The sequence below is a fragment of the Rhodococcus sp. BP-332 genome, assembly GCF_019836065.1.
Taxonomy (GTDB): domain Bacteria; phylum Actinomycetota; class Actinomycetes; order Mycobacteriales; family Mycobacteriaceae; genus Rhodococcoides.
Map to the genome: position 1 here is coordinate 353,786 of NZ_JABUEC010000002.1, position 13,670 is coordinate 367,455.

16 protein-coding genes are annotated in these 13,670 nt (G+C 64.9%); 6 read left to right on the forward strand and 10 right to left on the reverse strand.

The window, feature by feature from the left end; genetic code table 11:
- Position 1: 1 nt before the first annotated feature.
- The 8 genes from rpsC to rpsJ are packed head-to-tail and all read right to left on the reverse strand — an operon-like array spanning position 2 to position 4,362.
- On the reverse strand, positions 2–805 hold the full coding sequence (rpsC, locus tag HQ314_RS07375) for a 30S ribosomal protein S3 (RefSeq protein ID WP_027504652.1): 804 nt from the start codon (positions 803–805) through the stop codon (positions 2–4).
- Complete coding sequence (gene rplV, locus HQ314_RS07380) at positions 805–1,209, reverse strand: 50S ribosomal protein L22 (protein WP_027504651.1); 405 nt, start codon at positions 1,207–1,209, stop codon at positions 805–807. The genes rpsC and rplV overlap by 1 nt, the downstream gene beginning before the upstream one ends.
- Positions 1,206–1,487 (reverse strand): 30S ribosomal protein S19, encoded by a 282-nt coding sequence (gene rpsS, locus HQ314_RS07385; protein WP_027504650.1) that lies wholly within the window; start codon positions 1,485–1,487, stop codon positions 1,206–1,208. The genes rplV and rpsS overlap by 4 nt, the downstream gene beginning before the upstream one ends.
- A 17-nt stretch (positions 1,488–1,504) precedes the next feature.
- Entirely contained in the window at positions 1,505–2,341 is an 837-nt protein-coding gene (gene rplB / locus HQ314_RS07390) for a 50S ribosomal protein L2 (protein ID WP_027504649.1), read from the reverse strand.
- Between the two features lie 47 nt (positions 2,342–2,388).
- Positions 2,389–2,694 carry a 50S ribosomal protein L23 gene (gene rplW / locus HQ314_RS07395; protein ID WP_027504648.1) on the reverse strand — a complete coding sequence of 102 codons (306 nt, stop codon included), beginning with the start codon at positions 2,692–2,694 and terminating at the stop codon, positions 2,389–2,391.
- A complete protein-coding gene (gene rplD / locus HQ314_RS07400; RefSeq protein ID WP_027504647.1) occupies positions 2,691–3,380 on the reverse strand; it encodes a 50S ribosomal protein L4 in 690 nt (229 codons plus the stop codon). Before rplD ends, rplW begins: the two co-directional genes overlap by 4 nt.
- The gene (rplC, locus tag HQ314_RS07405; RefSeq protein ID WP_027504646.1) at positions 3,377–4,042 is read right to left on the reverse strand and encodes a 50S ribosomal protein L3; all 666 of its coding nucleotides are present in this window, start codon (positions 4,040–4,042) and stop codon (positions 3,377–3,379) included. Before rplC ends, rplD begins: the two co-directional genes overlap by 4 nt.
- A gap of 14 nt (positions 4,043–4,056) precedes the next feature.
- A complete protein-coding gene (gene rpsJ / locus HQ314_RS07410) occupies positions 4,057–4,362 on the reverse strand; it encodes a 30S ribosomal protein S10 (protein ID WP_003938093.1) in 306 nt (101 codons plus the stop codon).
- A 588-nt stretch (positions 4,363–4,950) separates the two neighbouring features.
- On the opposite strand from rpsJ, the gene HQ314_RS07415 reads away from it, so the two are divergent.
- A complete protein-coding gene (locus HQ314_RS07415; RefSeq protein WP_222649730.1) occupies positions 4,951–5,427 on the forward strand; it encodes a hotdog fold domain-containing protein in 477 nt (158 codons plus the stop codon).
- A gap of 85 nt (positions 5,428–5,512) precedes the next feature.
- On the opposite strand, the gene HQ314_RS07420 is transcribed toward HQ314_RS07415, so the two are convergent.
- Entirely contained in the window at positions 5,513–6,406 is an 894-nt protein-coding gene (locus tag HQ314_RS07420) for a glycosyltransferase (RefSeq protein ID WP_222649731.1), read from the reverse strand.
- A gap of 32 nt (positions 6,407–6,438) precedes the next feature.
- Positions 6,439–7,497 (reverse strand): alpha/beta hydrolase family protein, encoded by a 1,059-nt coding sequence (locus HQ314_RS07425; RefSeq protein ID WP_222649732.1) that lies wholly within the window; start codon positions 7,495–7,497, stop codon positions 6,439–6,441.
- 163 nt (positions 7,498–7,660) lie between these two features.
- On the opposite strand from HQ314_RS07425, the gene HQ314_RS21700 reads away from it, so the two are divergent.
- The 5 genes from HQ314_RS21700 (at position 7,661) to HQ314_RS07450 (ending at position 13,613) form a co-directional block, all read left to right on the forward strand.
- Positions 7,661–9,115, forward strand: coding sequence for a wax ester/triacylglycerol synthase domain-containing protein (locus HQ314_RS21700; protein ID WP_222649733.1), 1,455 nt, complete (start codon positions 7,661–7,663; stop codon positions 9,113–9,115).
- Positions 9,116–9,231: 116 nt separating this feature from the next.
- Entirely contained in the window at positions 9,232–10,230 is a 999-nt protein-coding gene (locus HQ314_RS07435; RefSeq protein ID WP_222649734.1) for an ATP-binding cassette domain-containing protein, read from the forward strand.
- On the forward strand, positions 10,221–11,036 hold the full coding sequence (locus HQ314_RS07440; protein WP_374197830.1) for an ABC transporter permease: 816 nt from the start codon (positions 10,221–10,223) through the stop codon (positions 11,034–11,036). Before HQ314_RS07435 ends, HQ314_RS07440 begins: the two co-directional genes overlap by 10 nt.
- On the forward strand, positions 11,033–11,884 hold the full coding sequence (locus HQ314_RS07445; RefSeq protein ID WP_222639575.1) for an ABC transporter permease: 852 nt from the start codon (positions 11,033–11,035) through the stop codon (positions 11,882–11,884). Before HQ314_RS07440 ends, HQ314_RS07445 begins: the two co-directional genes overlap by 4 nt.
- 337 nt (positions 11,885–12,221) lie before the next feature.
- Positions 12,222–13,613 carry a wax ester/triacylglycerol synthase domain-containing protein gene (locus HQ314_RS07450; RefSeq protein ID WP_222649735.1) on the forward strand — a complete coding sequence of 464 codons (1,392 nt, stop codon included), beginning with the start codon at positions 12,222–12,224 and terminating at the stop codon, positions 13,611–13,613.
- The last annotated feature ends 57 nt before the right edge of the window (positions 13,614–13,670 follow it).

A 13,670-nucleotide genomic window follows, 5' to 3' on the forward strand; every position in this document is an offset into this window, starting at 1 on the left:
GTCAGCCCTCCTTCTGCTCGGTCGTAGCGGGTGCATCAGCGGTTGCGGTCGCTGCGCGGCCGGCCTCGGTGCTGGTCGCCGTGGTGCCCGAGGCACCGCTGCGACGCGGACGAGACGGACGCTCGCGACGGGGACGATCGCCTGCCGGAGCAGCGGCGGCGACAGCTTCACGCTTGCCACCGACGATGTCGCCCTTGTAGATCCAGACCTTCACGCCGATGCGACCGAAGGTGGTCTTCGCCTCGTAGAGGCCGTAGTCGATGTCCGCACGCAGTGTGTGCAGCGGAACGCGACCTTCGCGGTAGAACTCGGAACGGCTCATCTCCGCGCCGCCGAGGCGACCGGAGCACTGAACGCGGATGCCCTTGACGTTCGGCTGACGCATGGCCGACTGGATGGCCTTGCGCATCGCACGACGGAAAGCGACTCGGTTCGAGAGCTGCTCGGCCACACCCTGTGCGACGAGCTGTGCCTCGGACTCGGCGTTCTTGACCTCGAGGATATTCAGCTGGACCTGCTTGCCGGTCAGCTTCTCGAGCTCGGAACGGATGCGATCCGCCTCGGCGCCGCGGCGACCGATGACGATGCCCGGACGCGCCGTGTGGATGTCGACGCGAACCCGATCACGGGTGCGCTCGATCTCCACCTTGGCGATGCCGGCGCGCTCCATGCCCGTGGCGAGGAGCTTGCGGATCTGCACGTCTTCCTTGACGTACTCCGCGTACTGCTTGTCTGCGTACCAGCGGGACTTCCAGTCGGTCGTGATGCCGAGGCGGAAGCCGTGCGGGTTGATCTTCTGGCCCACTACTGAGCTCCCTTCCGGCGACCACGTGTCGAGCCGCCGGTCTTGGGCAGGCTCTCCACGATGACCGTGATGTGAGATGTGCGCTTACGAATGCGGAACGCACGACCCTGGGCACGAGGCTGGAAACGCTTGAGGGTCGCGCCCTCGTCGACGAATGCAGCCGAGACGATCAACGTGCTCGGATCGAGATCCAGGTTGTTCTCCGCGTTGGCCGCTGCCGAGGCAACGACCTTGGCGACGGGCTCGCTGGCAGCCTGCGGTGCGAACTTGAGGATGTTCAGGGCATCCTCGACGCTCTTTCCGCGGACCAGGTCCACGACGCGACGGGCCTTCATCGGCGTCACGCGAACGTGCTTGGCCGTGGCCCGGGCGATCGGGTTGTCGGTGGGGGTGAAGTTGGTCATCGCCGCTTCGCCTTCCGGTCGTCCTTGATGTGACCCTTGAAGGTCCTCGTCGGCGCGAATTCACCGAGCTTGTGTCCGACCATCGCATCCGAGACGAACACCGGGACGTGCTTGCGACCGTCGTGGACGGCGAAGGTGTGACCGATGAAGTCGGGGGTGATGGTCGAGCGGCGTGACCAGGTCTTGATGACCTGCTTCGTGCCCTTGTCGTTCTGAACGTCCACCTTTTTCAGGAGGTGGTCGTCGACGAACGGGCCTTTCTTCAGACTGCGTGGCATCTGCTACTCCCTCCTGATTATCGCTTGTTCTTGCCGGTGCGGCGGCGGCGGACGATGAGCTGATCGCTCGGCTTGTTCTTGCGGGTACGGCCTTCCGGCTGCCCCCACGGGCTGACCGGGTGGCGACCACCGGAGGTCTTGCCCTCGCCACCACCGTGCGGGTGGTCGACCGGGTTCATGACGACACCACGGACGGTCGGGCGCTTGCCCTTCCAGCGCATACGGCCGGCCTTGCCCCAGTTGATGTTGGACTGCTCGGCGTTGCCCACCTCGCCGACGGTGGCGCGGCAGCGCACGTCGACTCGACGGATCTCACCGGACGGCATACGCAGCGTGGCGTAGGCGCCTTCCTTACCGAGGAGCTGAGCACCGGCACCGGCGGAGCGGACCATCTTGGCGCCGCCACCCGGACGAAGCTCCACCGCGTGGATGGTGGTACCCGTCGGGATGTTGCGGAGCGGGAGGTTGTTGCCGGGCTTGATGTCGGCCGTGGCACCCGACTCGATGGGCGAACCCTGCGAGATGCCCTTCGGCGCGATGATGTAGCGCTTCTCACCGTCTGCGAAGTGCAGCAGCGCGATGTTGGCGGTGCGGTTGGGGTCGTACTCGATGTGAGCGACCTTGGCCGGCACGCCGTCCTTGTCGTTGCGGCGGAAGTCGATGAGCCGGTAGGCGCGCTTGTGACCGCCACCCTTGTGACGGGTGGTGATGCGGCCGTGTGCGTTGCGGCCACCGCGGCCGTGCAGCGGGCGGATGAGCGACTTCTCCGGTGTCGAGCGCGTGATCTCCGCGAAATCGGAGACACTCGCGCCACGACGACCGGGAGTGGTCGGCTTGTACTTACGAATTGCCATGTTTGTCTCGTCCCTTGATCCTCGAGGACCCTCTGAGCTCCGGCCGCTTACGCGACCGGGCCTCCGAAGATCTCGATGGGCTTGCTGTCGGCCGAGAGGGTCACGAGCGCGCGCTTGGTGCTCTTACGCGTGCCGTAGCCGAATCGGGTCCGCTTGCGCTTGCCCTGCCGGTTGGCGGTGTTCACGCTGGTCACAGTCACGCCGAAGACCTTCTCGACAGCGATCTTGATCTGCGTCTTGTTCGAGTCGGGGTGCACGATGAACGTGTAGGTCCCCTGCTCGATGAGCCCGTACGACTTCTCCGAGATGACCGGGGCCAGCAGGATGTCGCGGGGATCGGCAATGGTGCTCACTTGTCCTCCTCCTGTGAATCCGTTGCTGCCTTGGCCGGTCCTGCGATGAACGTGTTCAGTGCCTCGACACTGAAGATCACGTCGTCTGCCTCGAGGACGTCGTAGGTGTTGAGCTGATCGGGCGCGATGGGGTGAACGCCGTCGAGGTTCTGGACGGACTTCCATGCGGCCAGGTCTGCGCGGCCGATGACCAGCAGAACCTTCTTGCGATCGGTGAGCTCCGCGAGGAACGTGCGAGCACCCTTGGTGGAGGGCACCTGTCCCGCGACGAGCTCGGTGATCACGTGGATGCGCTCGCTGCGCGCCCGGTCGGAGAGGGCACCGCGGAGAGCTGCAGCGATCATCTTCTTGGGGGTGCGCTGGCTGTAGTCGCGCGGCTGCGGGCCGTGGACGGTGCCACCGCCGACGAACTGCGGTGCGCGGGTCGAGCCCTGACGTGCGCGGCCGGTGCCCTTCTGGCGGTACGGCTTCTTGCCGCCACCGCGGACCTCGCCACGCGTCTTCGTCGAGTGCGTTCCCTGACGTGCCGCAGCGAGCTGCGCGACGACGACCTGGTGCATCAGCGCGATGTTCGCGGTGCGATCGAAGATCTCGGCGGGGAGATCGACGGTGCCGTTGGTCTTGCCACCGAGCTCCTTGACGTCGAGCGTCAGGTTGGCTTCGGTCTTCTTCTCGAGACTGGTCATGCTCGCGCACCACCCTTCACTGCGCTCTTGACGATCACGACGCCGCCCTTGCGGCCCGGGATCGCACCCTTGATCAGCAGCAGACCGTTCTCGGCATCGACCTTGTGCACCGAGAGGTTCTGCGTGGTGATGCGGTCGCTACCCATGCGGCCCGACATGCGCATGCCCTTGAAGACACGGCCGGGGGTCGCGCAGCCACCGATGGAACCGGGGCGGCGGTGGACAGCCTGCGCACCGTGGCTCGCGCCCTGGCCCTTGAAGCCGTGGCGCTTCATCGTTCCCGCGAAGCCCTTGCCCTTGCTGACTCCGGTGACGTCGACGAAGGCGCCGTCCTCGAACTCGGCTGCGGTGAGCTCCTGGCCGATCTCGTAGCCTGCGGCGTCGGCGACGCGCAGCTCCGCGAGATGGCGGCGAGGCGTGACGCCTGCCTTGGCGAACTGGCCGGTGACCGGCTTGTTCACCTTGCGGGGATCGATGGCACCGAAGGCGACCTGGACGGCGCTGTAGCCGTCGCGCTCCTCGGTACGGATCGCGGTCACGACGTTCGGGTCAGCCTTCACGACGGTGACCGGGACGACGCGGTTGTTCTCGTCGAAGACCTGGGTCATGCCGAGCTTGGTGCCCAGAATGCCCTTGGCCGGACGCTTGATGTTGTCAGTCATGGTTGTCTCCGCGCTCACTGAATGTTGACGTCGACGCTTGCCGGCAGGTCGATGCGCATGAGCGCGTCGACCGTCTTCGGCGTCGGGTCGAGAATGTCGATGAGTCGCTTGTGCGTGCGCATCTCGAAGTGCTCGCGAGAGTCCTTGTACTTGTGCGGCGAACGGATGACGCAGTACACGTTCTTCTCGGTGGGCAACGGCACAGGTCCGACCACGCGTGCCCCGGTGCGGGTCACGGTCTCGACGATCTTGCGCGCGGACGCGTCGATCGCCTCGTGGTCGTAGGCCTTGAGCCTGATGCGGATCTTTTGTCCCGCCACGCTTATGTCCTCTTCCTTGCCCTGGTTAACCGTTGGTCAGGTCTCTCGTCTCCGGATGTCGATCCGGAGAACCCGGCAGTGTGCTGACCCGACGCCGGCATGAAGCCGAGCGCGAGGCGCATCCATGAGGACGAACGTGGCGGACTCTCGCATCCACGCACACGCGTGGCCAGGAGGAATCCGTTGCCGCTGTTCATCTGTCATGGTTCTCCGGTCCACGCGGTCGGGCGTGTCGCATTCCCGCACATAATTCTCCCTCGGCCCGAACTCGACCGGCGGGAGAACGCGGACCGGATGCGCCCATCGTGCCGGCGCAATCACTGCATGTCGTTCTCGTCGCATACCTCGACCGCGAGATCACGTCGCAACACGCACGACAGGGATCACCTTGGTCAAGGCAACCCGAACAGTATGACCCACGCCGGGGGTCGAGTTCAAATCGAGGCGGTAGCGCGGCCGGAGCGCACGGTCGATCGCTGCGATCCGTGCAGAATTTACCCATCCGCACGTGATGCAACCAGCGCGGACGACCGGTCAGCGCGCGGATCTACCGCGCCCGACCAACTTACCGCCGAGTAAGGTGCAGCCATGGCAACGGTCACCAGCACCTACGCGCTCTGGCAGCGACTCCCCGGCGGGATCACCCGCTCCCTGGCGTTCTCCGCGGGAATGTGTGTCCGCGTGCCCTTCTTCGCCACGGTCCTCCCCCGCGTACGGGAGCTCGCCCCCGGGCGGTGCGTGGTCTCCGGGCCCACGTGGTTCGGAGTGCACAACCACCTGGGCACCTTCCACGCCATCGCGGCCTGCAATCTGGCCGAGGTGGCGATGGGGATGCTCGCCGAGGCGACGATCCCCACGACCCACCGATGGATCCCCAAGGGCATGAACGTCCAGTACCTGGCCCCCGGCAGATCCGGGCTCACCGCCACCGCGCTGCTCGACGATCGGCCGGACTGGCAATCGGTGACCAGCGGCGTGGAACTCGTGATCCCGGTCAGCCTGCGCGACGCCGGCGGCACCGAGGTCGTCCACGCCGACATCACCGTGTGGGTCAGCCCGCGGTGACTTCCGACCGGCCTCCGGCCTGCCCGCGGTGACTTCCGACCGGCCTCCGGCCTGCCCGCGGTGACGTCCGGTGCTCTGCTGTCGGTCAGCTCCCGGGAGGTGCTTCCGACAGCGCTGCCGGCCGGAACTCCTGGCGACTGACGAGCCGGCGCACCGAGAAGCGCCGCGTGGTCGGATCGTATGCGCGGTAGGGGAACCAGAAGACCGCGTGCGAGAGCCACGTCACAGGCGCGACCAACCAACGCAACGTCCAGTGTCCTCGACCATGGATCTCGAAGCTGGTGATGCCGGCCCGAACGAACGAGGTGTACTGCAAGGGGGGAGTCAACGCTCGCCGAGGAGACACGTCGGCCCACATGTCGGCCGGCTGAATGATCGCGAAACCTGCCTCCCTGAGGCACAAGGCGAAGTCGATGTCCTCGTGTACATCCGCACGCGGGGTGAGTTGGTCCTCGACCGCGTCCCACGCCTCGCGACTGACTGCCATGTTGGCACCGTGCATGTTGGCGATCGTCTTGCCGGTTCCGATGGCTTTCGTGCGCACGAGTACCTCGACCAGCAGCTTCTTCGATCTGCTGAACGGAGAATCGTAAGGAGCGCTGAGCCCCGTCACGCCACCCAACCTCCGAGCCGGATCGGTGGTCTCGAACGCGCGTCGAACGGCGGCGACCCAGTCGGGCGCGATACGCGTGTCCGCGTCGATCCGACCGACGATGTCGGTCGTGGCGGCCCGGAAACCTGCTGCGCGCGAGTGGAAGAGTCCCTTACGGGGCTCGTGCACCAAGCGGATTCGAGGGTCTCGCGCAATGTATGCCTCGACGATCTCGACAGTGCGATCGCTCGACCCGTTGTCGACGACGATCACTTCCGTCACCTCGTCGATCTGGGGCAGCACATGGTCCAGACACGGAGCGATGAAAAGCTCCTCGTTCAGCACGGGCACGACGATCGAGACGGTGGGTCGTCTGTCGGTGTTCACGCTGTCATCACTCCCGTTCTCCGACTGTCTGCTCACTTGTCGAGGCCCAGGGATCCGGCCACCATCGGCCAGGACTCGTGCAGATCGTCCTGCCAGTAGGCCCACGAGTGCGTGCCACCGTTGCGGAAGTTGACAGTTGCCGGAATACCCAGATCGAAGAGCTTTCCAGCGAACGCACGCGTGCAGGAGTCCGTGATGGACTCGATACCGCCGCCGACGAGAACCCTGTTGACCAACGCCGGGACGTCGCCGGCTATGCGCGCACTCGCCAAGGTGTCGTCGAAGCCGGGCAGACCGTTGCCCGTCGACAAGTACAGGGGGGTACCCCGCAGCTTCTCGGCATTGAGAAGCGCGTCGTTGGCGATCCACTCGGGTCCGCCGTCAGGGCCCCACATGTTGGTGGTGTCGCCGCCACCGCGGGCCTCCACCACCAGTTTCACCCACGCACGGCCGAGGTCGTCGGACGTGCTCGCGCAACCACTGAACGACGCCACCGAGGCGTACAGACCGGGGGCGTCGGCCGCGAGCATGAGAACGGCACTGGCTGCCATCGAGATGCCCCCGATCGCTTGGGTACCGGTGGTCCCGAGAGACGAATTGATCACCGGGGGCAACTCTTCCGTCAGGAACGTCTTCCACTTGTTGCGTCCCAGTTCCGGGTCATCTGCGATCCAGTCGGTGTAGTAACTGAATGCTCCGTCCCTCGGAATGACGACATTGACGTTCTTGTCGGCGAAGAAGGATTCGACGTCGGTCTGATCGGGCCAGTTGCTGGAGGGATCCTCTCCGCCACTCGCACCGTTCAGGAGGTAGTACGTCGGTCGGGGCGCGGATGTGTCGGCTGGACGAAAGATCTGCAGCGGGACCACCGTGTCCATCGACGGTGAGTAGACGTCGACGAGGTATCGCAGCCCGCCCACGTGCTCGACATCGACGACGCGTGCTCCGCCAGGCGTCCCGGCGACCACCGCCGGGGACCTCGACGGTCCGTTCTGCGCGCCCGCGACCCCGGCGTTGCCGATGGTCACGAGAGACGCGATGAGAACCCCCGCGATGGACAACCGCGTCGTTCTGGTCAGTTTCGACATCATTTCCCTGTGGTCGTGAGCGCGTGCGTTCATCGGAGTGTAAGGCGCACGACGGCGACCCGTCCTCTCATCCTCCGAGTACCCGTATCAGTCCTCGTTCGAGCCCGCCGTAAAAGGTGTATGGTTTGTTTCGGTTCGGGAAAAAGTCGACAAGCTAGGAGCCGTCGTGTCGAACGGTGCAGGTGGATCGATCGGTGAACCGCTCACCTCGCGGGACGCCTTGAACTATTACTTCGAATCGGCTCGTACGCCGGGCAGCATCGTCCACGGCTACGTGCTCGGAGAAAGATCGCACCGCGGTCACGAAGTCTCGATCGGGGAGGCAGTGTCCTTTGCCGAGTCGGTGACGAGCTTCCACCCGTTGTTCACCCGTCGACTGGTGCCCACTCCCCTCGACCTGACCATGCCGCACTGGGTTTCGTGCGACGTCGACATCGAGCGCCACGTGTTCCTGCATCGGGCCCCCACGGACTCCGGCGGCAGTTACCTCGCGGAGTGTGTCGCAGGGGTCTCGTCCCAGCCTTTCGACTACTCACGACCCACGTGGGAGATCCATTTCGTCACTGGACTGAACGGTGCCGAGGGTGTTCCCGACAATGGCACCGTCATGCTGTTCAAGGTCCACCACTGCGCGATCGACGGTATGGGAACCTCGGCGCTCGCCCACCGCATGCTGGCGCCGTCGGACGCGGATGTCAGCAGATTCCACGACGACGACTTCGTGCGACGGATACGACCGATACCCACGACAGCGGCGGCAGTGGCGCGACTACCGCGGGAGCTGGCTGTCTTCGCGAAGGCGGTGATGGTGCGCCACAGAGCACAGCGGAGAGCTGAGCTCGAGGGCACGATCCCGTCGCGCTCCACCACGACTTTCCCGGCCACCAGATTCAATCGACGGGTCACGCCGGACATGATCTTCGGCTACTTCGTCGCCGATGTCGACGATCTGCGGACAGTGCGCTCCTGTGTCCCCGGTGCCACCGTGAACGACGTGCTGCTGTCGGTTGTCGGTCTCGGTCTGTCGTCCTACCTCGCCACTGTCGACGAAACACCTGACGAGACACTCGGCGTCTCCTTCCCGGTCAACGTGCGCTCCGGAAGCGGGTCCACCACGGCGAATCAGCTGGCGTTCGCCGTGGTGCCCATGCACACCCACATACCGGACCCACTGGACCGTGTCCGTGCCGTCGCCTCGTCGACGTCACGGGCGAAGTCCGAAATCACCACGAGGGTGGGAGCCCTGCCACCGAACGCTGCGTCGGTGGCGCCGGCGGTGTTCCAGCGCATCGCGGCGCGTCTGCAACCGTCCGCGCCTCCTGACCCTGTTCGAGTGAGTATGAACACCATGGTCAGCAACATCCCGTACGGTGCAGCGCCGATGGAGGTGTGTGGTGCACCGGTCACCGGAGTCTTCGCGCCTCTGCCCACCGTCGACGGCGTCAACCTGGCCCATGTCGCCGTCAGTCACGGCTCGCGGATGATCGTGACCGTGTCTTCCCACGTCCAGTTGCTACCGGACCCGGAACACTACGTCGAATGCCTTCGCGCAGCCCTCGACACGTTGCTCGACGCGGCGCAGGGTTTCCGGCGAACACGCATGCTTCCTGCTACCGGCTGAGGTACGCGGAGTCACGATGTCCTGAAGGGACAGCGAGTGCGCCGGGTAACGTTCGAACCGCTGACGAAGATGTCATAGTCAGTGATCGACACCCGAGCGCCGACAATGGAGACCGAATGCCGCAAGTGGACACCGCCGTATCCGTGGAGGACGTACACAAGTCCTTCGGATCGGTCAATGCCCTCCAAGGCATCGATTTCTCCGTCCCCGAGGGTTCGATCCTCGGCATACTCGGCCCCAACGGCGCCGGTAAGACCACCATGGTGAAGATCTTGTCCACTCTGACCCGCATCGACAGCGGGCGAGCGATGGTGGCCGGTCACGACGTGTCTCGCGACCCGGCGGCAGTCCGTCGGTCCATTCTCATGACCGGTCAGTACGCGGCGCTCGACGATTCGCTGACCGGTCGCGAGAACCTCCATCTGTTCGGCCGCCTCATGGGCCTCACGCGCAGGTCAGCGCGTAGCCGTGCCGTGGACCTGCTCGTGGACTTCGACCTCGAGGACGCCGCGGACCGTCGGGTCTCCGAGTACTCGGGGGGCATGCGCCGACGGATCGACATCGCGTGCGGACTCGTCGTGAGGCCCAAGGTCGTGTTCCTCGACGAGCCCACCACCGGCCTGGATCCTCGCAGCCGCAAAGCCGTGTGGTCCCTCGTGTCCTCGCTGCGCGACCAGGGGATCACGACGTTGCTCACCACTCAGTATCTCGAAGAGGCGGACCTGTTGAGCGACGACATCATCGTCATCGACACCGGCCGCGTCATCGCCCAGGGAAGCGCTGATCAGCTCAAGAGTCGCATCGGAGCGAAGACGGTCGAGATCACACTGGACAGCGTCGCCGACCTCGACAGCGCTGTCCGCTCGTTCCAGGGGCTCAATCCGACGATCGCGGCGGCCAATTCTTCCGACGCTCCGGTCGTGTCCCTGCCGGCCGACGACGGGCCGGCCGTCTTGAGCGAAGCGCTTCGTCGACTCGAGATCGCTGGGATCGCCGTCGAGGACATCGCATTCCGTAAACCCTCCCTCGACGACGTCTTCCTCTCACTCACCGGTACCGGTGCGTCCGAGACCACCCAACAGCCTCCTGTCGAACATCAGGCGGGATCTCGGTGACCGGCGTCCTGTCGGCGCGCGACGAGACGCGCGCGTCTCATCGCGCGGTGGAGCCCACGGCGTTCAACCAGTGGGCGAGTCTCTCCGAGCGCAACCTGCGGCACATGGTCAAATCCGGACATCTTCTGGTCGCGATCATTGCTCCCGCGGTCTACACCGCTGGGTTCTACCTGCCGCTCAAATTCGTCATGCAGCTTCAGGGCATCGATTACGCCCAATTCCTCATGCCGATCATCTGCTTGCAGACAATGGCTTTCACCGCGATCTCCGCCGCACAGCGCGCCGCGATGGAGGGCACCTCGGGAATGACCTCGCGTCTACAGACGATGCCCATCAAACTCTGGGTACCGCTCCTCGCGCGGTCCACGGCGAACTTCGTCCACGCTTTCGTGTCACTGGTGGCAGCAATCCTCTACGGCACGCTCATCGGCTTCCGTTTCTCGGGCGGCCTCGCATCCGCGGCGGCGTTCTTCGCCTTCGCGCTCCTCGTCGGATTCGCACTGTCGACGGGTGGCGACGCCATCGGATCGCTGTCGCGCAGCCCAGAGGCCACCAGCCAGGCCCTGACGCTGCCGCAATTGATTCTGGGCATGTTGTCGTCCGGGTTCGTTCCCGAAACAGGCTTTCCGGAGTGGATCAGGCCGTTCGTACGCAACCAACCCATATCCATCTTCGCCGGCGCGATGCGCGACCTCGCCGACACGGGTGTGGTGTGGGCGACCTTGCTGCCCGCCGTGATCTGGGCTCTGGGTCTGATCGCCGTTCTGATTCCTCTGGCAGTGTGGGCGAGCGTGAGACGGTCATGACGGACGCGAGAACGACCGATTCGGCACTGACCCTCCGCCATCTTCCGGAACCCGACGCTGCCCCCAGCGAACGCAGCATTGCTGCGTTGCTGCTGCAGAGCGGTCTTCACTGCGGACGCCTCCTGACACGCTGGCGGCGTGATCCGGGCACGATCATCCAGGCGGTCATCTATCCGGTGCTCTTCCTGCTCATGCTGCGTACGGTGCTCGGAAATTCTGTGACACAGGCCACTGGAGTCGACGCCATTTTCGGCACCGTTCCCTTGATCGCTCTCGTCGCCGCCATGAGCGGTTCTCTCGCCAGCGCCATCGGACTGCGACGCGAGCGCAAGGCCGGTCTCTTGGGACGTTTCTACACTTTGCCGACACATCGAGCCGCGGGCCTGGTCGGACGCCTGATGGCCGAGGCGCTTCGCGTCGTACTGACGACCTGCCTCATCTACGCAGTGGGATTCGCTCTCGGCTTCCGGTTCGATCAAGGAATTGCTGCCGGAATTCTCTCGATGGGTGTTCCGCTCATGTTCGGAACTGCATTCGCGGTGTTCGTCACCTTCCTGGCCATCTCGTCGAGCACGCTCCCCCTCGTGGAAGTGGTCGGAATGACGTTCACCATATTGATGTTCTTCAATTCCGGCTTCGTGCCCACCAATGCTTATCCACCGTCCCTTCGGCCGGTCGTGGAGCACAATCCGATATCGACGTCGGTCGACACCATGAAGGCGCTGACACTCGGCGGCCCACTGCAGTCTCCCGCGATCCAGAGTGTGGTATTCGCCGTAGCGCTGCTCGTGCTGTTCCTCGGACCTGCAATTCGCGGCTATCGAAAGGCCGCAGGGAGCCCCACCTGACTCGGCACGTCTGATGTGATGTGTGTCACTTTTTTCACGAGCTGGACGTTTTTTTCGAGCCGGTTCTCGTGGTCTGCGACCGGTGAAGCGCGGGTTCACGACTCGTCGGACACCCGGACGGCCCTCTTTCCAGTGACCGGCACCGGACCCGCGATCGTGTCGCGGCCTCGCTCCGCACCCGGTCGATCTCTGCCTGAACGGCGAATGATCGACACTCGGTAGGGTCGACAAGTAACGGGTGACGCCGTGCCCGATGGTGCAGAACGCCACGCGACGTCGCCCCGCCCTTGCGGCGTCACCGAACGTGCGGCACCTGAAAGGACGGTCGATTCCGTCGATGACCTCATTGATCTCTCGCCCTCGTGGCGTTCGTCTGCATCCCCGAGACGCTGTGAACATTCTCGCGGAGAGCGAACGAATGGTTGCCAATCTCGTCGAGGTCGTGGTCTTTCATCCCCATCCGGGCACCGAGGCCGACACGCTCGACCTCGGAACGATCGCCGAGTGGCTGGTTCCTCGCATCGAGACCGTTCCCCAATTCCGACGCGTCCTGCGTCGATCGCGGTGGGACCTGGGAGATTCGTTCTGGATCGACTCGCCGAGGCCTGACCACGCGGCAGGGTTGTCCGTGACGCAGGTGAGCGAACCCGGTTGGGCGCCCGTCGAGAACGCTGTCACGTCGATGATGAACGAGCGTATGAACCTCTCGGAGCGCACGTGGGAGATCAGGTTCCTGACCGGCACATCCCACATCCAGGGTGTCCCGGACGGCGCGTGCTTCGCCCTGGTCAAGGTTCACCACTCGATCATGGACGGCCTGGGTCTGGCGGACGCTCTGAAGACGATCTTCGGTGACGACGTCTCGCTCCCCCGTCGTGAGGACGAGACGTGGGGACATCATGCCGCGGAGCGGGTACCGACCTCTCTCCAGAACGCGGTCACGTTGCCTTACGGACTGCTCAAGTACGTGCGCCGCTACCTTCTCGAACGCAAGGACGGTGACGCGTCGGACGAAGGACGCCCGACGCACCCGGCGACACGCTTCGACGGCCGTACCGATCGCGGCACCGTGTGCCGCGTGATGTGGTTCGACGTCGACGACATCAAACGGTCCAGAGCCGCCGTGCCCGGCAGCACGATCAACGACGTTCTCCTGGGCATGGTGTCAGATGCGATGCATCGCTATCTCGAGGAGATCGGGGAGCGTCCTGAGGGTTCGCTGGGCTCCACTGTGCCGATCGCGCTCGACGGGACCGAGTCGGCCAACCGCGCGTCGTTCCTCACGGTGTCTCTGCATTCGGACGTGTCCGATGTGCGAAAACGCCTCGCTGCCATTCAGCGGTCGACGGCCATGGCGAAAGCCGGCATCGCGAAGAAGACGCAGTCTGCGCGGAGGCGTTCCATCGACGTGATCCCGCCGATCGTCGTCAAAGTTTTCATGTCATTGCAATCTCGCAACTGCGCCACGCCCGTCAGTGTCGCGTCGAACACCGTTCTGTCGAACATGATGCACGGCGACAGCCGGCTCGAACTGCTCGGCAGGCCGGCGTTCGGAATCTTCACACCCATGCCGATCGTGGACGGATTCGGCTTGTGCCACCACGCGGGCACCCTCGGTGACACGTTGGCACTGACCATCACGGCCGATGCCTCCATGCTGACCGACCCCGACCGCTACTGCGCGCTGATCGAGGATGCGCAGCACTCGCTGAACTCGCTGGCCAGCTGACCTAGGGCTCGACCTGGTCACGCCGTTCGTCGGCCTCCGCACGCGGACCGACGAACG

Excerpts from the sequence above, each read along its gene's own strand:
- HQ314_RS07450 (WP_222649735.1), top strand. The coding sequence starts at position 12,222 with ATGACCTCATTGATCTCTCGCCCTCGTGGCGTTCGTCTGCATCCCCGA.
- rplB (WP_027504649.1), bottom strand. The coding sequence starts at position 2,341 with ATGGCAATTCGTAAGTACAAGCCGACCACTCCCGGTCGTCGTGGCGCG.
- rpsS (WP_027504650.1), bottom strand. The coding sequence starts at position 1,487 with ATGCCACGCAGTCTGAAGAAAGGCCCGTTCGTCGACGACCACCTCCTG.
- rplD (WP_027504647.1), bottom strand. The coding sequence starts at position 3,380 with ATGACCAGTCTCGAGAAGAAGACCGAAGCCAACCTGACGCTCGACGTC.
- rplC (WP_027504646.1), bottom strand. The coding sequence starts at position 4,042 with ATGACTGACAACATCAAGCGTCCGGCCAAGGGCATTCTGGGCACCAAG.
- HQ314_RS07425 (WP_222649732.1), bottom strand. The coding sequence starts at position 7,497 with ATGATGTCGAAACTGACCAGAACGACGCGGTTGTCCATCGCGGGGGTT.
- HQ314_RS07415 (WP_222649730.1), top strand. The coding sequence starts at position 4,951 with ATGGCAACGGTCACCAGCACCTACGCGCTCTGGCAGCGACTCCCCGGC.
- HQ314_RS07445 (WP_222639575.1), top strand. The coding sequence starts at position 11,033 with ATGACGGACGCGAGAACGACCGATTCGGCACTGACCCTCCGCCATCTT.
- HQ314_RS07435 (WP_222649734.1), top strand. The coding sequence starts at position 9,232 with ATGCCGCAAGTGGACACCGCCGTATCCGTGGAGGACGTACACAAGTCC.
- rplV (WP_027504651.1), bottom strand. The coding sequence starts at position 1,209 with ATGACCAACTTCACCCCCACCGACAACCCGATCGCCCGGGCCACGGCC.